Genomic DNA, 21,920 nt, shown 5'->3' on the forward strand with positions numbered 1-21,920 from the left:
GGGGATAACTGTCTCGGGTTTTAATCCAGCGACCAAACGTATTGCATTTGCTGCCAGCCTTGTTCCGGCTTGCCGTCAACTGTTGCCGGCTTAAATGTACAGCGGCTGATACCTTGCACCGCAGCTTTGTCCAGGTCTCTGAAGCCGCTGGACTTCACGATCTTCGAATCAGCGACCTTGCCGTCCACACCGATCAGGAACGACAGTGTCACCACACCGGTTTCCTCGTTGCGCTGCGACGACTTTGGATAAGCCGGTTTTTCGCAGACACTGAAGTCAACCACGGCCGGTGTACGCACCGATTTGGCTGGTCCAGGAGTTGGCGCAGGCTGTGCAGGCGGCGCTGGCGGTGCCAATACATTCGTGGCTGGCTTCACGGCAGTCGTATTTGCAATCACGTTCTGCTGTGGTGGCGGCTGCTGCACGTTCACCTCGACTGGCGGAATGAATGGCGGCGGTGGCGCTTTCATTTCTGGCGGCGGTGGTGGCGGTGGAAGATCCTTCGGTGGAGGCGGTTTGACTTCCTCGATAATCTTGGTTTCAACCGGTTCCATCATTTTGGTGACCAACCGCTTGCCCAAGCCCGTCGCGATCCCGTAAGCCGCGAGAACGTGCAGCAGGACAACGACGGTTATGCCTGTGTAGTTCTTGGGACTTTTCTCGTTCGAAAAATTCATGCCTGCTTTCTCCAAATACCATCTCTTGTCTTGCAACTGAACCCCAAAATGACGACACAAAGCTCCAGCCGTATCCGGGACGTCGCCGAATTATACATACGAATTCTTTATTTTACACAGATTTTTAACGCCTAAAACCGGTTAAATTTTTGGCGCTTTTGCGCCCTGAAAACGTACTTGCTTATGTCATCTTTGCACGCTTTCGGACATAAAAAAAGGCGGTCTTATCGGTTTTTGACAGCCGTTTTGGGCGACCATTGCTAAGTTCTCCGATGTGCCCATATGGCGGAATTATATTTCGTGATAATCAATATGGAAACCGCTAAATTTGGAGAAAAACATTTCCCATGGGAAATGTTTTGCCTCTGAACCAGACCACTTCGCCATACGCGCGCACCAATCAGGTGCGAAAGAAACTTCACCCAGGTCAAAAAAGACGCTTCCGGCGGCCGTTTCGACGTCGCCAGGCCATACGGAATTCCTATGGCGGCATAGGATCCGCTTATATTCTTGCCAAAATAATTGTCAAGAAATCTACTTATGGCCGTGCCGGCGCATCGTCGCGCCGGTTGCGCTTCTCGCGCCGGCAATTCAGGGTGCCCAGGACGATGCCTTGCGGATCGACCGTATCCAGGTGGACATCGAAGCCCCACAGCCGTGCCACGTGCTTGAGCACTTCGGCCGCCTGCTGGTTCAGCGGGCGGCGCTGGAATTGCGTGTGGCGCAGGGTCAGCGCCCTGTCGTCGCGCGTATTGACGGACCAGACCTGGATATTCGGCTCGCGGTTGCCCAGGTTGTACTGCTCGGCCAGCTGCTGGCGCACGTAGCGGTAGCCGGCATCGTCGTGGATGGCGGAAACGGCCAGTTTTTCATTCTTGTCGTCGTCGAGCACGGCAAAGAAGTGGAATTCGCGGATCAGCCGCGGCGACAGGTACTGGGCGATGAAGCTTTCATCCTTGAAATTGCGCATGGCGAAGTCCAGGCTCTTGCGCCAGTCGCTGCCGGCCATGTCGGGGAACCAGGCGCGGTCTTCGTCCGTCGGATGCTCGCAGATGCGGCGGATGTCGCTCATCATGGCAAAACCGAGCGCATACGGATTGATGCCGCTGTAATACGGGCTGTCGATGGGTGGCTGGTAGACCACGTTGGTATGGCTTTTCAGGAATTCCATCATGAAGCCATCGCCCACCACGCCTTCGTCATACAGTTGGTTCAAGATCGTGTAATGCCAGAAAGTGGCCCAGCCCTCGTTCATGACCTGGGTTTGCCGCTGCGGATAGAAATACTGGGAAATCTTGCGCACGATGCGCACCATCTCGCGCTGCCATGGTTCCAGCAGCGGCGCGTACTTCTCTATGAAGTACAGCAGGTTTTCCTCGGGCTCGGGCGGAAAACGGGGCGCGGCCTTGCGCTGCTCGTCCTCGTCCTCGTCATCCTCGCGCCGGGGCAGGGTACGCCACAGCTGGTTGATCTGCGATTGCACATAGGCTTCGCGCTCTTTCTGGCGCGCATATTCCTTCGCCATCGACAGTTTCGCCGGACGCTTGTAGCGGTCCACGCCATAGTTCTGGATGGCGTGGCACGAGTCGAGCAGCAATTCCACCGCATCGACGCCATGGCGCTGCTCGCATTCGGCGATGTAATTCTTGGCAAACACCATATAGTCGATGATGGCGTCCGCATCCGTCCAGGCGCGGAACAGATAGTTGCCCTTGAAAAAGGAGTTGTGGCCGTAGGCCGCATGCGCGATCACCAGCGACTGCATGGTCAGGCTGTTTTCCTCCATTAAATAGGCGATGCACGGGTTCGAGTTGATGACGATCTCGTAGGCCAGGCCCATCTGGCCCCGCTTGTAGCTTTTCTCGGTAGACAGAAAATGCTTGCCGAACGACCAGTGGTTATACGAGACGGGCATGCCGACCGAGGTGTAGGCATCCATCATCTGCTCGGCCGTGATGATTTCCAGCTGGTTCGGATAGGTGTCCAGGCCGAACTGCTTCGCCACACGGCGAATTTCCTCGTGGATTTGCTCGATCAGTTCGAACGTCCATTCCGATTGCTCGGGCAGGGCGTTCGGGTGGCGCAGGCGCACGAACGGTTCGCCCGGGGTGTTGCTGGCGCGGTCAAAGGCTGCACTCATCATTTCACCTGTTTCTTGAACAGTTCGCGGAAGACCGGGTAGATATCGGCCGGCGTGACGATCTTTTGCATGGCGAAATGGGCGTGATGGTCGAGCACGCCCGCGTATTGCTCCCACAGGTTTTGCTGCGGGCCGTCGGTGATCTCGACATAGGTGTAGTACTGCACCTTGGGCAGGATGGTGTTGATCAGCAATTGGCGGCACAGCACGGAATCGTTGTCCCAGTTATCGCCGTCGGACGCCTGCGCCACATAGCTGTTCCATTGCCCGGCGCCATAGCGTTCGTCGATGATGGTATTGAGCAAGTGCAGGGCGGACGACACCACGGTGCCGCCTGACTCGCGCGAATTGAAGAATTCATGCTCGTCCACTTCCGCCGCCGCCGTATGGTGGCGGATGAAGACCACCTCGATCTTGTCGTAGGCGCGCTTGAGGAACAGATACAAGAGGATGAAGAAGCGCTTGGCCGTGTCCTTGCGCGATTCGTCCATGGAGCCGGAGACGTCCATGATGCAGAACATGACGGCTTGCGTCATCGGCTTGGGCACTTTGATGCGGTTGCTGTAGCGCAAGTCGAACGGGTCGATGAAGGGAATCGCCAGCAAACGCGTATGGATGTGGTGGATCAATTGCCGCAATTCCTGCACCAGCACGTCGTCCTCGGCGGCGCCGTCGAGCAGCAGGGCGGCCAGCTGTTCCTCGGCCTGCGCCAGCTGCTTGCGGGCGCCGCCGCCGACGGCGATGCGCCGCCCCAGCGCGCCGCGCAGGGAGCGCAGCACATGGATGTTCGATGGCGTGCCCGACATATTGTAGCCGGCGCGCTGGTTCTTGAATTCCGTGGTGGCCGTCAACTGGGTTTTCACCATGTGCGGCAATTCCAGGTCCTCGAAGAAATAATTCATGAATTCTTCGCGCGACAATTCGAAGATGAAATCGTCTTCCGTCGTCTCGTCGCTATTGCCCGCCTTGCCCTTGCCGCCGCCAGCGCCGCCTTTCGGCCGGGCGATCTGGTCGCCTTTCAGGTATTCCTTGTTGCCGGGATTGACCACTTCCCATACGCCGCCATGCGCGTGGCCGAACGACGGTTCGCCCACGTCCTTGACGGGGATGCTGACCTTTTCGCCATTCTCGACGTCCGTGATCGAGCGCCCCTTGATGGCGCGCCCCACGGCATCCTTGATCTGGCCCTTGTAACGCCGCAGGAAACGCTCGCGGTTGACGGCGGATTTATTCTTGCTTTGCAAGCGCCTGTCGATGAGGTATGTCAAAGGGTGCCTCCTTGCCTCTCGTCTTGCGCGCCCCGCCAGTCGCCGGGCGGGAGCGCGCCTCCGCTGTCCGCGCTAGGATGACTTGCGTACGCGCAAGTACCATTCGCATAACAGGCGTACCTGCTTGGCCGTATAGCCTTTTTCCACCATGCGGGCCACGAAGTCGGCGTGCTTGTTGGCATCGTCGGCGCTGGCCTTGGCATTGAAGGAAATCACGGGCAGCAATTCCTCCGTATTCGAGAACATTTTCTTTTCGATCACGGTGCGGAACTTTTCATAACTGGTCCAGGCGGGATTCTTGCCGCCGTTCGAGGCCCGCGCGCGCAGCCCGAAATTCACGATTTCGTTGCGGAAGTCTTTCGGATTGGAAATGCCCGCCGGTTTCTCGATTTTTTCCAGTTCATTGTTCAGCGATTCGCGATCGAAACTTTCGCCCGTGTCCGGATCGCGGTATTCCTGGTCCTGTATCCAGAAATCGGCAAACGTCACATAGCGGTCGAAGATGTTCTGGCCGTATTCCGAATAGCTTTCCAGGTAAGCCGTCTGAATCTCCTTGCCGATGAATTCCACATAGCGCTGCGCCAGGTGCTCTTTAATATAAGAGAAGTAGCGCTGCTCGAGTTCCGGCGCGAACTGCTCGCGCTCGACCTGCTGTTCCAGTACATATAATAAGTGCACGGGATTGGCGGCCACTTCGGAATTGTCAAAGTTGAATACTTTTGACAGGATCTTGAAGGCAAAGCGCGTCGACAGCCCGTTCATGCCCTCGTCCACGCCCGCGTAATCGACGTATTCGTGCATGGACTTGGCTTTCGGGTCCGTATCCTTGAGGTTTTCGCCATCGTAGACGAGCATTTTCGAGAAAATGCTGGAGTTTTCCGGGTCTTTCAGCCGTGACAGGATGGCGAACTGCGCCATCATGCGCAGGGTGCCGGGCGCACACGGGGCCTTGACGAGCGAGGAATTGGCCACCAGTTTGTCGTAGATCTTGATTTCATCGGTCACGCGCAGGCAATACGGCACCTTGACGATATAGATACGGTCAAGGAAGGCCTCGTTGTTGCGGTTGTTCTTGAAGGTCTTCCATTCCGACTCGTTCGAGTGGGCCAGGATGATGCCGTCGAACGGAATCGCGCCGAAGCCTTCCGTGCCCTTGTAGTTGCCTTCCTGCGTGGCCGTCAGCAGCGGATGCAAGACCTTGATCGGCGCCTTGAACATTTCCACGAATTCCATCAAGCCCTGGTTGGCCAGGCACAGGCCGCCCGAATAGCTGTAGGCGTCCGGGTCGTCCTGCGCATAGTCCTCCAGCTTGCGGATGTCGACCTTGCCCACCAGTGAGGAAATATCCTGGTTGTTCTCGTCGCCCGGCTCCGTTTTCGAGATGGCGATCTGTTTCAGCACGGACGGGTAGCGCTTGACGACGCGGAACTGGTTGATGTCGCCATTGTATTCATGCAGGCGTTTCACGGCCCACGGGCTGGGGATGTTGCGCAGGTAGCGGCGCGGGATGCCGTAATCCTCTTCCAGGATGGTGCCGTCCTCTTGCTCGTTGAACAGGCCCAGCGGCGATTCGTTGACGGGCGAGCCTTTCAGGCAATAGAAGGGCACGTGTTCCATCAGCGACTTGAGTTTTTCCGCGATCGACGACTTGCCGCCGCCGACAGGCCCCAGCAGATACAGGATCTGCTTGCGTTCTTCCAGGCCTTGCGCCGCGTGGCGGAAGTAGGAGACGACTTGCTCGATGACTTCCTCGGTGCCGTAGAACTCGCGGAAGGCGGGATAGATCTTGATGACCTTGTTGGCGAAGATGCGCGACAAACGCGTATCGTTGCGCGTGTCGACCAGTTGCGGCTCGCCGATGGCGGCCAGCATGCGTTCGGGCGCGCTGGCATACGTCAGCTTGTCCTTCTTGCACAGGGCCAGGTATTCGGTGAGCGACATTTCCTCTTCGCGGGTGCGCTCGTAGCGTGCTGCATAGTTATCAAAAATGGTCATGTCAATGTCCTTTAATGTAAACCTGAACTGCCAGTCACCATGGCCGCCCGCCTGGCACTCGCCTGGGCTTGCCGTCTGAATTTTTCCTGTACCCCGTACCGATTTTTATTGTTGTTTCAAGCCCGGCTGTCTTTGCGAGTCCGGATTGCCCGGACCAAAAAACTGGCGCTTGATGCCGTGCGCTGACGTGGCCAGCCGGCTTTTTTTCACTGTTGATAGCGCTTGTTGCACCTACCATTACCCCATGAAATTTATTATTGCTCTAAAGGATCAGGAAGTCAAAAGATATGTCAGCATATCCTTAATACTTGTTTGTAAATTGTTGATTTAATTGGATAAATCATCAAATTTTTCAGCAATTTCAAGGAACCTTTTTGTACCTTTTAAACCATCATACGACAATTCGCCAGCGCGTGCCGGTGCCGGTCATGGCGCTGCCGTTGCCGGCGCCATGGCGGCCGCTCGCCGGTGCGGCCGGCCATCTTGCGCTAAGATGCCTGCATGTCTGATGGCCCTGTGCGTGCGCGTGCGCGAGCCAGCATTGTTATTGTCACCCTATGAGGAACCCCCATGATGAACCCCCAATTGCGCGCGATCGTCCGCGGCATGCCGAAGGCCGAGTTGCATATCCATATCGAAGGCTCGCTGGAGCCAGAACTGATTTTCGCACTGGCCGAGCGCAATGGCGTGCCGCTGGGCTATGAATCGGTAGAACACTTGCGCAGCGCCTATGCTTTTACAGATTTGCAGTCTTTTCTCGACATTTATTACGCTGGCGCAAGCGTGCTCTTGAAAGAGCAGGATTTCTATGACATGACGCAAGCCTATCTGCGCCGCGCCGAAGCCGATAACGTGCTGCACACGGAAATCTTCTTCGACCCGCAAACGCACACGGCGCGCGGCGTGGCCATCGCCGATGTGATCAACGGCATCCACCGCGCCTGCCAGGACAGCCCCGTCAGCGCGGCCCTGATCCTGTGCTTCCTGCGCCACCTGAGCGAGGAAGAAGCGTTCGAGACCCTGGAAGACGCGCTGCCGCACCGCGACAAATTCATCGGCATCGGCCTCGATTCCTCGGAAGTGGGCAATCCGCCCGAGAAATTCTCGCGCGTGTTTGCCCGCTGCCGCGAGCTGGGCCTGCACCTGGTGGCCCACGCGGGCGAGGAAGGTCCGCCAGCCTACATCCGCACGGCGCTCGACGACTTGAAAGTCGAGCGCATCGACCATGGCGTGCGCTGCCTGGAAGACGCGGAACTGACGGCCCGCCTGGCGCGCGAACAGATCGCGCTCACCGTCTGCCCGCTGTCGAACACCAAGCTGCGCGTGTTCGACCAGATGCATGACCATAACCTGGTGCAACTGCTCGACGGGGGTCTGCTCGTGACTGTCAATTCCGACGATCCCGCGTATTTCGGCGGCTACATGAACGACAACTTCGACGCCATTTTCGATGCGCTGCCGCTGGGCCTGTCCCACGCGCAACGCCTGGCGCGCAACGGTTTTATTGCCGCCTTCCTGCCGCAGGCGCAAAAAGACGCGTTTCTCGCTACCGTCGATGCGTATTTCGCCCAACACGCGGCCGCCCACGGCATCGCGCAATAAAATCTGCATAAAGACCCGCCGCCCATGTTCCGCCTCTCCCTGAAAATGACCGGCCGCGACTGGCGCGCCGGGCAACTGCGTTTCCTGCTCGTCGCGCTGATCGTCGCCGTGGCGGCCCTGTCGGCCGTGGGCTTTTTCGTCGACCGTTTGCGCGCGGGCCTGAACCGCGACGCGCACCAGTTGCTGGGGGCCGACCTGGTCATCAGCGCCGACCAGCCCGTCAATGCGGTCTGGCGCGCCGAAGCCGTCAAGCGCGGTTTTATCCTGGCCGACACGGTGACGTTTCCCAGCATGGCGCAGGCGGGCGAAGGCGAGCAATCGACCTCGCAACTGGCGTCCATCAAGGCTGTGTCACCGGGCTACCCGCAGCGGGGCAAGCTGAAAATCACGACCAAACCGAGCGAAGCGCAGGATGCCGTGGGCCAGCCGACCAGCCAGGTACCGGCGCCGGGCACCGTGTGGGTCGACGCGGCGATTCTGTCCAGCCTGAACGCGAAGCTGGGCGACACACTGACCTTGGGCGACAAGGCATTTAGCGTCACGCAACTGATCGCCAGCGAGCCGGACCGCGGCGCCTCCTTCCTCAACTTCGCCCCGCGCGTGATGTTGCCCTTGAGCGACCTGGCCGCCACGGCGCTGGTGCAGAACGGTTCGCGCGTGTCGTACCGGCTGCTGCTGTCGGCACCGCCCGCCAAGGCGGCCGAGCTTGCGCAATATCAAGCCTGGCTGGAAAGCCAGATCAAGGCGCAATCAATAAAAGGCGTGCGCATTGAATCGCTGGAATCGGGCAGCCCGCAGATGCAATCGACCCTGGATCGCGCCGACCGTTTTCTGTCCCTCGTCGGCTTGCTGTCGGCCATGCTGGCGGCCGTCGCCGTGGCGATGGCGGCGCGCCGCTTCATGCTGCGGCACCTCGATGCCTGCGCCATGCTGCGCTGCCTGGGCTTGACGCAAAACCAGGTGACGGCCATGTACGTGATCGAATTTTTACTGGTCGGCCTGGTGGGCAGCCTGATCGGCGTGATGGTGGGCTTCGGCGGCCACCTGGTGCTGCTGGAGTTGCTGGGCAAGCTGGTGCAGAGCGACTTGCCGCCCGTCTCTGTGCTGCCCGCGCTGCAGGGCGTGGCCACCGGCATGCTGCTGTTGCTGGGCTTTGCCCTGCCGCCGATTTTGCAGTTACGCAATGTGCCGCACAACCGCGTGATCCGCCGCGAACAGGAGCCGCCGCAGGCGCTGGCCCTGGCCACGTATGGCCTCGGCATCGCCGCCTTCGTCGTGCTGCTGCTGTGGCAGGCGGGCGACGTGAAACTGGCGCTGCTGACGGCGGCCGGTTTCCTGGGCGGCTTCGCCCTGTTCGGCCTGGCCGGCTGGCTGGGCATCCGCTCGCTGAAAACCCTGCGCGGCGCCTTCAATCACCAGGGCTGGCGCTTTGCCGTCACGTCCCTGCAGCGCCGTCCGGGCGCCACCGTCATCCAGGTGGTATCGCTGGCGCTGGGCCTGATGGCCTTGCTGCTGCTGACGGTGGTGCGCGGCGACTTGATGGTGGCCTGGCGCAATGCCACGCCGCCCGATGCGCCGAACCGCTTCATGATCAATATCCTGCCCGAGCAAAAAGACCCGATCGCCGCGCGCCTGGCCCAGGCCGGCGTGGCCAATGCGCCGCTGTATCCGATGATACGAGGGCGTCTGGTGGCCGTGAATGGCAATGCCATCACGGAAAGCACCTACGAGGATGACCGCGCCAAGGGCCTGGCCGACCGCGAATTCAACCTGTCGACGATGGCGACCATGCAGGAAGAAAACAAGCTGGTGGCCGGCAAGTGGTTCAGCAATGCGCCCGGTGCGCCGGCTGAGGCGTCGGTGGAAGAGGGCATCGCCAAGACATTGAAGCTGAAACTGGGCGACAAGTTGCGCTTCGACATCGCCGGCCAACCCGTCGAAGCGGCCATTACCAGTTTGCGCAAGCTGGAATGGGGCTCGATGCGCGTCAATTTCTTTGTCATCATCAATCCGGCCGCCATGGCGGACACGCCGCAGACGTGGATCACGGCGTTTCACCTGCCGCCCGCGCAGGCGGACCTGGGCAACGCCTTGCTGCGCGACTACCCGAATTTGACGGTGGTCGACGTGGGCGGCGTGCTGAAACAGATACAGGGCGTGCTGGACCAGGTGGTCACGGCCGTCGAATTCCTCTTTGCCTTCACTTTGGCCTCGGGCTTGCTGGTGCTGTATGCGGCCTTGATGGGCTCGCAGGACGAGCGCACGCGCGAAGCGGGCCTGCTGCGCGCGCTGGGCGCCACGCGGCGCCAGCTGGCGCAGGCGCAGCTGATCGAATTTTCGCTCGTCGGCGCGCTGGCCGGCTTGCTGGCGGCGACGGGTGCGGCGGCCATGGGCTGGGCCCTGGCCACGTACCAGTTCAAGTTCGCCTGGAGCTTCGCGCCGGGCGTGTGGGCGTTCGGCTTGCTGGCCGGCGCCCTGTGCGCGATCGCCGGCGGCTGGCTGGGCTTGCGCAACGTGCTCAAGCATCCACCGCTGCAAACCTTGCGCGAAGGCTAAGCGCCCACGCTGTCGCCCGCTTGCGCGCGTAAAAATTGTGCGTAGGACAGAATCGGCTGGCCCAGCTGATGCGGCGGCACGTCGAACAGGGCCCAGAAATACGTCACGCGGCCCAGGCAGATGGTGGGCGCGGCGCAGTAGCGGAACCAGTTTTCGCCGATGTGCGCCGCGTACATGCCATCGCTGTCGGCGTCGGAAAAATACGGAATCACGCGCATTTCCAGCAGGGCCAGCAGCAAGGATTCGGGCGCGTCGTTGTCGCGCGCCATTTCGTACTGCGTGTGCAGGCTGCGTTCCGTCTCGATGATCATCAGCCTGGCGTGGCCGTCGCGCGTGAAAAACAGGATGCCGCTGGGATTCGGAAAAATATAGAACTCGACAAAGCCATGGCGCCGGCACAGCTCGTGCACGACGGCGGCCAGCGCATCGTCTTGCAGAAAACTATAGTCGTGCAGCAATAGCAAGTCGCGTACGGTGTCCGATTGCTGCAGGAAGAATTCGCGTTGCAGGGCAACGATTTCCAGTTCCAGGATATCGAGCGCATCGTCGTCGCTCTTCTTGATGTAGCGGTCGATCAAGCCACGGTTGAACGCTGTCACGGCCACTTTTTCATCGGCCGCCCCCGTAAATAGAATCTTCTTGCACGGCAAGTCGCGTACGGCCTGGCAGAATTCCAGCCCATTCATCTGCGGCATCGAATAATCAACCACCAGTACGGAGGGCACGGCAAAGCGCTGGGGCTGGCCGCTGATGCGCCAGATGCGCTCGATGTCGATGGCGACATTGCAGTCGTTGGGCGCCGTGCTGTGCAGGTCGAAATTCACATGCAGGGGCATGGCTTCACTCTGGTGCGTTTGCTGCAGCCAGCGCAGCGCGGTGCTCGTGTCGTGGAAGGTCTTGCGCGCCAGCGCGGGATCGAGCTGGAAAGCCATGCTTTTCAGAAAGGAATCGCTGTCATCGATCAGCACGGTGAGGGTCGGATGGGTGTAGACGGGCAGTTGCATGCGTCACCTTGCTAGGAAGTGGGTTGGAAGCGGGCAGGCACGGGCTGGGGAAATTCCAGGATGAAGATCGCATACGCATGCTCGCGCGAGACGCAGCGGATGCGCGCCTGCCAGGCGTGGGCGATCTGCCGGCACAGGGCCAGGCCGATGCCGCTGCCGTTGTGCACGGGATACGAATAAAAACGCTCGAAGATCAGCGGCAGGCGGTTGCGCGCGATGCCGCAGCCCGTGTCGATGAACAGCAGCCTGGGCACGGGGCGGGCGCCGTCGATGATGATGCGCACGCGGCCCTTGCCGGCGCGGTGGATGCTTTTCAAGGCATTGCGCAGCAGGTTCAGCAGGATCACCACGCACAGTTCGTCCTGTCCCGCGAACTGGAAGTCGGCGCGCACGTCCACTGTGACGCTGGCGCGCTGCTTGTTGCCGGTAAACGGATAGCGCTTGAGCACGGAATTCACCATGTTCAGCATCGACAGCGTCTGGCTCGGTTCCAGGTTGCGGTTGACGGCGCTGGCGCTCAGGAGGAACAGGTCGATCATGTGCTGCATGTGGCGCACCTCGAACTGGATGCGCGACAGCGCTTCCTGCAGCGGCGACATGGCCTCGGCTTCGCCCGCCAGCTGCGGCAGCAGGCGGCGCATGCCGCGCACGTTCGCCTCCACGCTGGTCAGCGGCGTGCGCAGTTCGTGCGCCACGGAACCGAGCCCGGCGGCCAGACCCGCCAGCCGCTCCTGTTCCAGCACCTTGCCGCCCACTTTCACGACGGACAGCGCGGCGATGGTAAACCAGTGCACGGGCAGCTGCTGCAGCACTGCGCGCTGCAGCAGGAAGCCGCCTTCGCCCTGCACGATGACGGCCAGGCAGGCGGCGCCCGTGCCGATCAGGTAGGCGCGGCACGCCAGTTTTGTCTCGAAATGAAACAGCACCACCAGGCCGATCAGCAGCGATTCGCTCCAGATGGACGACGCATGGTTCATCACGAACATGAAGGTAAAGAAGAACGGCAGGATGTAGCTGAGGGCGAACAGCAGGTAGCGCGACAGCCAGCGGGCCGAAAAGCGGCGCGCGAACAGGCCGGCCACGCAGATGCCCACGCCCGTCAGGCGCAGGGTCAGGTTTTCATAGGCTTGCGGGAAAAAAAACTGCCACAGCAGGTAGTACAGCGGCATGGCCACCGTGCCCACGGCGGCCAGCATGGCAACCCGGGTGGCCAGGTGCTCATGCGGTGCGCGCTCATGCAGCAGCGAATGGAGCAGTGTCTGGCGCACGCGTTGCCGCCAGTATGTCCATCGTCCTTGCCATTGCTGCGTCATGACTCTGCCTTGATGCTTTCCAGAACGTCATCATCGCGTAATTTTTCCTGGTTAAACGACTATCTGACTGGACATTGATATACGTCAATGGATGGGTTGGCAACACGGTCAAGGTTTTAATCTGCAGCAAACATTTCCCCAGGAGAAAACTTATGACCATTATGACCAGCCTTCACGCCCCGTCGTTTGCCCGCGCCGAACACTGCCTGCCCGATTACATCGTGCGGCGCATGGATGCGCATCATGTCACGCGCATCGAGCAATTGCTGGGCGGCCAGCATCCGCATGCCTGGCAGCCCACGCCGGTCGATGCCATTTTTCTGGCAGGTAATGATTACCTGTCCATCGCCGCCGAACCGGCACTGGTGGCGGCCCAGGTGGCATCCCTGCAGGCGAACGCGGGCGGCATGCTGATGTCGGCCGTGTATTTGCAGGAAGGCAGCGAGCAGCACCGGCTGGAAAGCCGGCTGGCCCGCTTCATGGGCTGCGAGGATGGCATCCTGGCGCAGTCCGGCATGGCGGCTAACGTCGGCTTGCTGCAGTGTATTGCCGGCCCCGGCATTCCCGTCTACCTCGATATGCAGGCCCATGCGTCGCTGTGGGAAGGCGTGCTGTCGGCCCAGGCCCAGGCCGTCGCCTTTTTGCACAACGACATGACGCATTTGCGGCGGCAGGTAGAAAAGCATGGCCGCGGCGTGATCGTCGTCGATGCCCTGTACAGCACCAACGGCAGCCTGGCGCCCCTGCTGGAATTGCTGGACATCGCCGAACGCAGCGATTGCGTGGTGGTGGTCGACGAGTCGCATTCGCTGGGCACGCACGGCCCGCAGGGCGCGGGCCTGGTGGAGGAATGGGGACTGGGACACCGCGTGCATTTCCGCACGGCTTCGCTGGCCAAGGCGTTTGCCGGGCGTGCCGGCTTCATCAGCTGTTCCAGCCGCTTCAAGGGATATTTCTTGTCCGAATCGCGCCCCGCCATCTTCAGTTCCTGCCTGCTGGCGCATGAACTGGCCTGGCTGGGGGCGGCGCTCGATTTCATCATGGCCGCCGACGGGCGCCGCGCCGCCTTGCGGCGCCACACGCTGCAGGTGCGCGAGGGTTTGCGCGAGCTCGGCTACAACGTCAGCGACGGCACGGAGCAGATCGTGGCGCTGGAGGCGGGCGGCGAACCGGCCACCCTGGCCCTGCGCCAGGCGCTGGAACGGCACGGCATCTACGGCGCCATGTTCTGCGCGCCGGCCACGGCGAAGAACCGCGCCCTCGTGCGCCTGACCCTCAATTCCGCCCTCGACGACGCAGACATCGCCAGGCTGCTGGCCGCCTGCGCCGCCATCCGCGACGAGACGGGCGTGGAGCAGTGGCCGTCGACGCGGCGCCTGCGCAGGCTGGCGCTGGTATGAGGGGAGCGCGTCAGCCGTTGCCGGGCTGGCTGCCGGCGATGCCGCCCAGCAGCATGGACAGCGGCGCCAGCTGCTCCGCGCTGGCGCTGCCCAGCAATTCCTGGCCCAGCGCCTGCGCCGTCGCATCGGCGTGGATCAGCAGGGCTTGCCCCGCCTCGGTGATGACGGCATAGCCGACGCGGGCATCGCGCGCATCGGCCTGGCGCGCCACCAGGCCGATTTTTTCCAGCGGTATCAGCGAGCGCGTGATGCCGGACGCCGTCAGCGCCAGGCGCTCGGCCAGGTCGATGCGGCGCAGGCGGCCACCGGGCGCGCGCTGCAAGTGGTACAGCAATTGATAATCGCCAAAGCTCAGGCCGTGCAGATTGCCCAGGATGCTGTCGAAGCGGCGCACGATGAGCGCCTGGGCGCGCGCCAGGCGCAGGCAAAAGTCCAGCGCGCTGGCACCGTCCGGCGACGGGGAAGTGTGATCGGTCATGGTTTTCTTTATGTTGGCTGCGCAGTGCTTGAGTGCGCAAGTGTAAAGCAATACTGTTCAATACAGTGCTTGCCCCCGCTCCTGCAGTTGCTCCTGGTGCAGCGCCAGCAGGGCATCGAGCTCGGCCTCCGCATCGAAGGCGGGGTCGTCGGGCACCTTGACGGCGTCGAGCAGCTCGAAGTGGAAGGCCGCTTCCCCGTCGCGCCGCCAGTCCGCCTGCAGGCGGGCGTTGCGGTGCGTGCCCAGCTTGAGTTCGAAGCGGTGGCGGTTCAGCGCGCCCGGCGCGTTGCGGCTGCGTTCGAGCAGGGTGCGCCCGCTGGGCACGTGGCACAGCGCGATGATGCCCAGCGCTGGCGCTTGTTGCCGGTCGGCCGTTTTCAGGGCCGCTTGTCGTGTTTTATCCATGGTGGAACTTTCTCAAGGTGAAGATACGGAAGGGTTGCCCGCGATGTGCGGGATGTCCGTCCACAGGGCGGCGGCCACGGCGGCCGCCAGCAGCAGGGCGCCGCCGCCGCAGAACAGCTCGCCCACGCTCAGGTGGCGCAGCAGCGCGCCCGTGGCGGCCGCCGACAGCGGCGCGAGGCCCAGGAAGATGCCCATGAACAGCGCCATCGCCCGTCCCAGCATGGCGGGCGCCACGCGCCGCTGTATCCACGTAAAGATGGCCACCTGCAAGTAGCCGCCCAGCAGCCCCGTGACGGCCAGCAGGGCCGCGCCTTGCCAGGCCGTGCTGATTTGTCCCAGCGCCATCAGCAGGCAAGCCACGACGGCATCGACCAGCAGCAGGGTGGCGCCGAAATGGCGGCGCAGCCAGGCGCCGCCCAGGCTGGAGGCCAGCATGCCGGCCAGGGTGCCGGCGCCGTGCGCGCCCATCAGCAAGCCCAGCGCCGCGGCGCCGTGCAGGCGTTCGCTGGCCAGCACGGGCAGGGCCACTTGCAGCGGCCCCATGACGAAGAAGGCCACCACCGCCCAGTAGGCATAGCAGCTGCGCAGGGGCAGGTCGCGCCACACCAAGGCCAGGCCCGCCGCCATGTCGCGCCACATGCCTTGCGTCGCGGCCGCCGCTGCCAGCGGTCGCAGCTTGACTTGGCGCAAGGTCCAGGCGGAGAACACAAACGTCAGCGCATCGATGGCAAAGGCGGCGGCCAGCGCCGCCATGGGGGTTTTCTGCGCGCCAGCGTGGGCACCCAGCACCAGCGCCGCCAGCAAAGGGCCGGCCAGCAGCGACAACTGGCGCGTGCCCATCTGCAAGCCGTTGGCGTTCTGCAGCGATTGCGGCGGCACGGCTTGCGGCAGGATGGCCGTGCCGGCCGGGATGCCAAAGGCGGACGCGATGCCCAGCGCCAGCGCGGCCGCATACGCGAGTGCCAGGCTGACCTGGTCCAGCATCAGCAGCCCGGCCAGCGCCAGCAGGATGACCGCGTTCGCATATTTGCTCAGCAGCAACACGCGCCGGGGCGAGTAACGGTCGGCGACGGTGCCGCCCAGCAAGATGAGTACGGCGCGCGGGGCGCCCATCAGGGCCACGGCGATGCCCAGGCTGAGGCTATCGCCCGTCAGGCTCAGCACCAGCCACGGCAGGGCCAGCATGCTGAACTGGTCGCCCAGCATGGAAACGAGGCCGCCGCCCAGCAGCCAGCGGAAGTTGCTATTGCGTAGCAAAGGGGATTCTGCGGTGGTCGACATGGTTATCAGTTCTGGTTTAAAGATTGCATGGTAGTTGATGCAAGCTTGAGTAGTCAAGTATATTGCCATTTATTGTGGCAGCGACAGCGGGCGCCGCGTGGGCCGCCGGCGCTTGCGCTATCATGGCGGCCATGACTGATACCACTGCCCCCACCCTGTACGAGACCATCGGCGGCGCCCCTGTGCTGCGTGAAATGGTCGACCGTTTTTATGACTTGATGGAACTGGAACCGGAATTTGCCGGCATCCGCGTCATGCATCCGCCATCGACGGACGGTTCGCGCGACAAGCTGTATTTTTTCCTGACGGGCTGGATGGGCGGGCCGGATTTGTATATCGAGAAATTCGGCCACCCGCGCCTGCGCGCGCGCCACTTGCCTTACGCCATCGGTACCAGCGAGCGCGACCAGTGGCTGCGCGCCATGGCCTGGGCCATGGAAGACACGGGCATCGAAGAGTCCCTGCGCGTGCGCCTGATGGAATCGTTCTATCAGACGGCGGACTGGATGCGCAACAAACCTGACTGACACCCATGAGTCCAATCGAGTTTTACAGCCTGCTGGGCGTCGCCATCGTCGCCATCGTCCTGTTGATTTTGCTGCTGCTGCGCCCGCGTGGCGCGGCCGGCGATGGCGCCACCACGCTGGCGCTGGTGCAGCAGCACCAGCAGCAAAGCCTGGAACGCATCGACCGGGTCGAACGCGAAGTGCGGCTGCAGCTGCAGGCGTCGGCGCAAGCGACGCGGCAAGACTTGGCGGCCGGCCTGGCGCAATTCCAGGCGGCAACCTTGCAACAGCTCGACAGCCTGCGCACGCAGATGCAAGCGCAGGGGAAAGTCGGGCGCGAGGAACAGGCGCAAAGCCTGGCGCGTTTTGCCGACAGCACCAATCAAACGCTGGCGCAGCTGACGGAATCGAATGCGCAGCGCATGCTGGAAGTGCGCGCCACCCTGGAAAACAAGATCCGCGACTTGCAGGCCGATAACGGCGCGCGCCTGGAAGAGATGCGCAAGACGGTCGATGAGAAACTGCACGCCACCTTGGAAACGCGCCTTAGTGCGTCGTTCCAGCAAGTGTCGGAGCGGCTGGAAAAAGTCCACCAGGGTCTCGGTGAAATGCAGCAGCTGGCGCTGGGCGTGGGCGATCTGAAGCGGGTGCTCACCAACGTCAAGACACGGGGAACGTGGGGCGAAGTGCAGTTGGAAATGCTGCTGGAGCAGGTACTCACTGTCGACCAGTACGCGAAGAACGTGGAAACGCTGCCGGGCAGCGGCGCGCGCGTGGAATTCGCGCTGAAACTGCCGGGCATGGTCGACGGCGGTCCGCCCGTGTGGATGCCGATCGATGCGAAGTTCCCCAAGGAACAGTACGAGCGCCTGGTGGACGCGGCCGAGCGGGCCGATGCGGACGGTGTGGCCGTGGCCGGCCGCGAGCTGGAACGGGCCGTGCGGGGCGAGGCGAAAACCATCGCCGAGAAATACCTGGCGCCGCCGCAGACCACGGATTTCGCCATTTTGTTCCTGCCCACGGAAGGCTTGTATGCGGAAGTGCTGCGCCGCCCGGGCTTGGCCGACGAATTGCAGCGCGTACACAGGGTCAGCATTGCCGGGCCATCCACGCTGACGGCCTTGCTCAACAGCCTGCAGATGGGTTTCCGCACCCTGGCGCTGGAAAAACGCTCGTCGGAAGTGTGGCAAGTGCTGGGCGCCGTCAAGACGGAATTCGGCAAGTTCGGCGATGTGCTGTCGCAAACCCGGCTGACCCTGGAAAAGGCGGCGAAAAATATCGAAAGCGCGGAAGTGCGCAGCCGGCAGATGGCGCGCAAACTGAAATCCGTGGAAGCCTTGCCGGGCGAGGCGGCCGCCTTGCTGCTGGGCGCGGCGGACGCGGGGCTGTCCGCCGAGGCCGACGGCGAATAGCGCCCTCGGCGTTCAGGTCGCCGCTGGCCGGCGGCGCAGCGTGGCGCAGGCCAGCAGCGCCAATCCCGCCAGCAGCATGGCCCAGGTCTGCGGTTCCGGCACGGCCGGCAGGACGGACAGGTCGGTGGGCGGCAGCGAGGGCAGGATGATGCTCGGCACCAAGGAGTCGATGACGCTGCTGCCGCGCGGCGGTGGTCCGCCGCCGTTGCTCCCACCGCCGATGCCCGACGGCAGCAGCGTGTCGCTGCCGGTGCGCACGATGTCGGAGACCAGCACGGGCAGGCCGGCCACCACGGCCGGCGGCAGCCCGCCCGTAAACGAGCCGCCATGCGCGGAGCCGGAGTGTTCGATGACGGGCACGCCCGCCGATGGTGCGGCAGGTGCGGCATCGGCGGGCGCGGCACCCGGTGCGGCCCCACCCGGTGCCGCGCCGCGCGGCCCGGCCGCCGCCCGCGTGATGCGGCTGACATTGCGGCACACGGTGGGCACGAGGATGCAAACGCTCTGCACGCAGTACACGAGCCCCCTTTCCTGCATCTGCTCGCTCCAGCCTGAGCGCGTGACATTGCGGCAGACGCGGCCCGGCCCGAAATGCATGTCGCTGATGCGCGCATCGTAATTGCCCTTGCCGCGGATGGCGTCGCGGCTGATGACGACGATTTCATCGTACTGGCGCGCGCGCATGCGCGCCTTCAATTCTTCGCGCACCTGCGGCGCGATGTCCGGGTACCTGTCCACTGCGGCAACGACATCTCCCATGAACGGGTCGGCGCCCGGGCGGTTCCAGCTGCAATGCTCCAGCACGTCGGCCCGTGGTGCCCCTTTGGCATAGGCGGGCAGTGGCGCCAGGGACAACATGCCAAGCAGGCAAGCCGTTCCCAGCATGCTGGCGGCCGCGATCCATGAATGGTGTCTCATTTTTAGTTTCCTCGTGAAAACAATATCAAAATTGAATTTTTATGCGAGTTCGGATGTTATCACCGAAAAAACTGTAGTATCAACAAATAAATAAAATAATTACAATTATTGTTGTGTTTATTTTTATGGTATTTAAAGAAATAATTGATATTTTTATCTTGATAGGCGAACGCTTGCCGTGCAGGTGATTTGATTGCGAGGGGGCAATGCGAGCGGCCCGCGCTGGGCGGGCCGTGGTGGTGGTGCTGGAGGAAGAATGTTGAGCGAGCTGGCGCCGCAGCGCCGATCGCCTGTCGCGCTAGAAAGTGCCCCGGCAGGCAGGTGCGTCGAAGCGGGGATAGCCGATGGCCGGCAACTTGTGCAGCCAGGCGAGCACCACGGTGCGCGCACCTTGTGCATCGTGCGGCTGGCCGTCACGCTGCAGATCCGCGGCGAGCGTGGCCAGTTCGGTGCAGATGGGCTGCTTGCCAGCCTGCGCGGCCAGCAGCGATGCCAGCAGTTCCGGCAGTACGTCCGCCGCTGGCGCCGCCTGGCGCGTGGCGCGATAGTGCTGCCAGTAGCGCTCGGCGGCATCGCCATCAAAGCTGGGGACGAAACCGAACGTGGCGTCATCGCGGTGCAAGCGGTACACAGTGGGAAAGTAATGCGGACCCGTCAGTTCGCCAGGGAAGCGGTCGCGCCGCAGGACGTCGATGGCCAGCGATCCGTCGCGCTCCACGCGCACGGCACTGGGCGAATCGAACTGGTCCACGCTCGCCATGCTGGGCGAGTTGCCTTGCATGAAGATGATCTTTTGCGTGTAATGGCGCCCGCCCAAGTGGCCGCACAGGGCCACATAGCTGTCGTTGAGGACGGTGACGGCCGCAATGGCGCCGCAGCCCGGCTGCAAGCGCGTGTTTTCCTGCCACGCGGGACCTTGATCGGCGGCGCGCACGATGCTGATGCGGCCCACAGTGGCACCATGCAAGTCGCCCGGCGCCGTTTCGATGCGCTCGTCGAAGCGCACCGTGTAGCCGTTGCTGTGGACTTCGCCAGCGTACGCCGCCATGCCCTGCAGCAGGGCCAGCGCCAGAAGCAGAGGTTTCATCAGGTCAATCCATGGAACAGCACGATATCGACCAGGTCGCCCGTGGCCACATTGCCTTGCGCTGCATGCAGCACGATCATGCAATTGGCTTGCGTCATCGAGCGCAGGATGCCGGAGCCTTGCGCCCCCGTCACGCGCACGTGCTGGCGCCCGTCCGCACCGCGCTCGACGATGCCGCGCTGGTATTCCGTGCGGCCCCGTTTCTTGCGGATCGGGGCTTGCGCCGCCACTTGCAGCAGCGGCAGGGTGGCCGTGTCCGCATCGGCGCCCATCATGCTCAGCAGGGTGGGGCGGGCGAGGAAATAAAACGCCGCCATCACGGCCACGGGGTTGCCGGGCAGGCCCAGCAGCAAGGCCGTGTCGCCTTCGCTGGCAATCCGGCCAAAGGCCATGGGGCGGCCCGGACGCATGTTGATCTGCCAGAAGGCCACTTCACCGAGGCGCGCGAGGATGTCGCGCGTAAAATCGGCCGCGCCGCTGGACACGCCGCCCGAGGTGATGATGACGTCGGCCGAGGCGCAGGCGCCGCGCAGGGCCGCTTCCAGCGCCTGCGGATTGTCCTTGACGATGCCCATGTCGAGCACTTCGCAGCCCAGGCGGGTCAGCATGCCCAGCAGGGTGTAGCGGTTGCTGTCGTAGATGCAGCCCGCGTCCAGCGGTTCGCCGATCGAGCGCAATTCGTCGCCCGTGGAAAAGAAGGCCACGCGCAGGCGGCGGCGCACGGGCACGGTGGCGATGCCCAGCGAGGCGAGCAGACCCAGTTCGGCCGGACCCAGGCGTTTGCCCTGCAGCAAGGCTGGCTGGCCCTGCATCAAGTCTTCGCCCTTGAAACGGCGGTTGTCGCCGGGGCGGATGCAATCGGGTGCCAGCGTGATGCTGCTTGCGCTGGCCTGGCGCACCAGTTCCTGCGGCACCACGCTGTCGCAGCCGTCCGGCATGACGGCGCCCGTCATGATGCGCGCGCATTGTCCGCGTTGCACGGCCACCGTGCCGGGGCGGCCGGCCAGGATGGTGTCGACCACGGCCAGAGTCAACGGGGTACTTCCGTCCAGGTCGGCGCCATGCAGCGCATAGCCATCCATGGCGGAATTGTCGTGCGCGGGCACGCTGATGGGCGAGATGATGTCGGATGCCAGGATGCGCTCGAACGCCTGCGGCAGCGGCAGTTGTTCCACATCGGCGACGGGCGCGACGCTGTCGGCCAGGATGGCTTGCGCCATCGGCACGCTCAATCCCTGCGCCTGCAGGGCGGCCAGCTCGTCCGGCGTATTGATGTTGCCGAACGCGGCGCCATCCTCGAACACTACCTCGGCCAGCTTCAGGGGGCCGTGCCAGGTGCGCATGCGGCGTTCCCCGCCGCGCAGATACGCATCGAGCTGGGGCAGGGCGGTAGCCTTGACGAGACAGAAGACGGGGTGCGGGCGGCGCACCGTCGATCCCGTCGCCGGGTCGATCTCTTCGGTGACGGCGATGGCCAGGTCGGCATTGTTTTGCGTCAAGCCGGCGGCCAGGCGCGCCGCCAGGTCGGGCGGCAGCAGGGGCGAGTCGCACGGCACCGTCAGCAGGTAGGGCGTGCCGGCATGTTGCATGCCGCTGTGCAAGCCGGCCAGCGGGCCCAGCTGGCCAGGCAGCGCGTCCGGCCACACGGGCAGGCCGAAGCGCGCGTAATCGCCGGCATCGGCGTGGACGCTGATGGCCAGCTGGCCCACTTGCGGCGCCAGGCGCTGCAGCACGTGGCGCGCCAGGGGCTGTCCATGCAGGGGCAGCATGCCCTTGTCGCGCTGGCCCATGCGCGTGCCGAGGCCGCCGGCCAGGATCAGGCCGGTAATGTCGTGTGTGTTGATCATGTCAGGTAGGAAGTGGGTGCATGCGCCATGG

General features: G+C 63.1%; 17 protein-coding genes. 5 read left to right on the forward strand and 12 right to left on the reverse strand.

What is annotated here, in order from left to right; all coding sequences use genetic code 11:
• Window positions 1–20: 20 nt before the first annotated feature.
• The 4 genes from KY494_RS23900 to KY494_RS23915 all read right to left on the reverse strand — a co-directional run bounded on the left by KY494_RS23900 (window position 21) and on the right by KY494_RS23915 (window position 6,080).
• Complete coding sequence (locus KY494_RS23900) at window positions 21–677, reverse strand: energy transducer TonB (protein WP_034785244.1); 657 nt, start codon at window positions 675–677, stop codon at window positions 21–23.
• A 538-nt stretch (window positions 678–1,215) separates the two neighbouring features.
• A complete protein-coding gene (locus KY494_RS23905) occupies window positions 1,216–2,817 on the reverse strand; it encodes a SpoVR family protein (RefSeq protein ID WP_219891714.1) in 1,602 nt (533 codons plus the stop codon).
• Window positions 2,817–4,085: a YeaH/YhbH family protein gene (locus KY494_RS23910; RefSeq protein WP_219888471.1), complete on the reverse strand. Its 1,269-nt coding sequence runs from the start codon at window positions 4,083–4,085 to the stop codon at window positions 2,817–2,819. The genes KY494_RS23905 and KY494_RS23910 overlap by 1 nt, the downstream gene beginning before the upstream one ends.
• A gap of 72 nt (window positions 4,086–4,157) precedes the next feature.
• A complete protein-coding gene (locus KY494_RS23915) occupies window positions 4,158–6,080 on the reverse strand; it encodes a PrkA family serine protein kinase (RefSeq protein WP_071075815.1) in 1,923 nt (640 codons plus the stop codon).
• Between the two features lie 570 nt (window positions 6,081–6,650).
• Here KY494_RS23915 and KY494_RS23920 point away from each other — a divergent pair.
• Both KY494_RS23920 and KY494_RS23925 read left to right on the forward strand, forming a co-directional pair.
• Complete coding sequence (locus tag KY494_RS23920; protein ID WP_219888472.1) at window positions 6,651–7,682, forward strand: adenosine deaminase; 1,032 nt, start codon at window positions 6,651–6,653, stop codon at window positions 7,680–7,682.
• A 24-nt stretch (window positions 7,683–7,706) separates the two neighbouring features.
• Complete coding sequence (locus KY494_RS23925; RefSeq protein WP_219888473.1) at window positions 7,707–10,238, forward strand: ABC transporter permease; 2,532 nt, start codon at window positions 7,707–7,709, stop codon at window positions 10,236–10,238.
• Here KY494_RS23925 and KY494_RS23930 read toward each other — a convergent pair.
• Together KY494_RS23930 and KY494_RS23935 are read right to left on the reverse strand one after the other, a co-directional pair.
• On the reverse strand, window positions 10,235–11,242 hold the full coding sequence (locus KY494_RS23930) for a response regulator (protein WP_219135971.1): 1,008 nt from the start codon (window positions 11,240–11,242) through the stop codon (window positions 10,235–10,237). The genes KY494_RS23925 and KY494_RS23930 overlap by 4 nt on opposite strands.
• Window positions 11,243–11,253: 11 nt before the next feature.
• Entirely contained in the window at window positions 11,254–12,510 is a 1,257-nt protein-coding gene (locus KY494_RS23935; protein WP_258194396.1) for a HAMP domain-containing sensor histidine kinase, read from the reverse strand.
• Between the two features lie 197 nt (window positions 12,511–12,707).
• Here KY494_RS23935 and cqsA point away from each other — a divergent pair, with 197 nt between their 5' ends.
• Window positions 12,708–13,955, forward strand: coding sequence for an alpha-hydroxyketone-type quorum-sensing autoinducer synthase (cqsA, locus tag KY494_RS23940; protein ID WP_219888475.1), 1,248 nt, complete (start codon window positions 12,708–12,710; stop codon window positions 13,953–13,955).
• A gap of 10 nt (window positions 13,956–13,965) precedes the next feature.
• Here cqsA and KY494_RS23945 read toward each other — a convergent pair whose 3' ends face one another.
• The 3 genes from KY494_RS23945 to KY494_RS23955 are packed head-to-tail and all read right to left on the reverse strand — an operon-like array spanning window position 13,966 to window position 16,119.
• A complete protein-coding gene (locus KY494_RS23945; RefSeq protein WP_219135974.1) occupies window positions 13,966–14,433 on the reverse strand; it encodes a MarR family winged helix-turn-helix transcriptional regulator in 468 nt (155 codons plus the stop codon).
• 57 nt (window positions 14,434–14,490) lie between these two features.
• Window positions 14,491–14,838, reverse strand: a complete 348-nt coding sequence (locus KY494_RS23950; protein WP_219888476.1) for a GIY-YIG nuclease family protein — start codon at window positions 14,836–14,838, stop codon at window positions 14,491–14,493.
• 12 nt (window positions 14,839–14,850) lie between these two features.
• Window positions 14,851–16,119 (reverse strand): MFS transporter, encoded by a 1,269-nt coding sequence (locus tag KY494_RS23955; protein WP_219888477.1) that lies wholly within the window; start codon window positions 16,117–16,119, stop codon window positions 14,851–14,853.
• A 131-nt stretch (window positions 16,120–16,250) separates the two neighbouring features.
• On the opposite strand from KY494_RS23955, the gene KY494_RS23960 reads away from it, so the two are divergent.
• Together KY494_RS23960 and rmuC are read left to right on the forward strand one after the other, a co-directional pair.
• The gene (locus KY494_RS23960) at window positions 16,251–16,646 is read left to right on the forward strand and encodes a group II truncated hemoglobin (protein WP_034754244.1); all 396 of its coding nucleotides are present in this window, start codon (window positions 16,251–16,253) and stop codon (window positions 16,644–16,646) included.
• A 5-nt stretch (window positions 16,647–16,651) separates the two neighbouring features.
• Window positions 16,652–18,037, forward strand: a complete 1,386-nt coding sequence (gene rmuC, locus KY494_RS23965; RefSeq protein ID WP_219888478.1) for a DNA recombination protein RmuC — start codon at window positions 16,652–16,654, stop codon at window positions 18,035–18,037.
• Between the two features lie 12 nt (window positions 18,038–18,049).
• On the opposite strand, the gene KY494_RS23970 is transcribed toward rmuC, so the two are convergent.
• The 3 genes from KY494_RS23970 to glp form a co-directional block, all read right to left on the reverse strand.
• Window positions 18,050–18,955 carry an MHFG family PEP-CTERM protein gene (locus KY494_RS23970; protein WP_219888479.1) on the reverse strand — a complete coding sequence of 302 codons (906 nt, stop codon included), beginning with the start codon at window positions 18,953–18,955 and terminating at the stop codon, window positions 18,050–18,052.
• A gap of 298 nt (window positions 18,956–19,253) precedes the next feature.
• A complete protein-coding gene (locus KY494_RS23975; RefSeq protein WP_219888480.1) occupies window positions 19,254–20,042 on the reverse strand; it encodes a hypothetical protein in 789 nt (262 codons plus the stop codon).
• Entirely contained in the window at window positions 20,042–21,889 is a 1,848-nt protein-coding gene (glp, locus tag KY494_RS23980) for a gephyrin-like molybdotransferase Glp (RefSeq protein WP_219888481.1), read from the reverse strand. The genes KY494_RS23975 and glp overlap by 1 nt, the downstream gene beginning before the upstream one ends.
• Window positions 21,890–21,920 lie beyond the last annotated feature (31 nt).

The organism is Janthinobacterium sp. PAMC25594, from assembly GCF_019443505.1.
GTDB lineage: Bacteria > Pseudomonadota > Gammaproteobacteria > Burkholderiales > Burkholderiaceae_D > Janthinobacterium.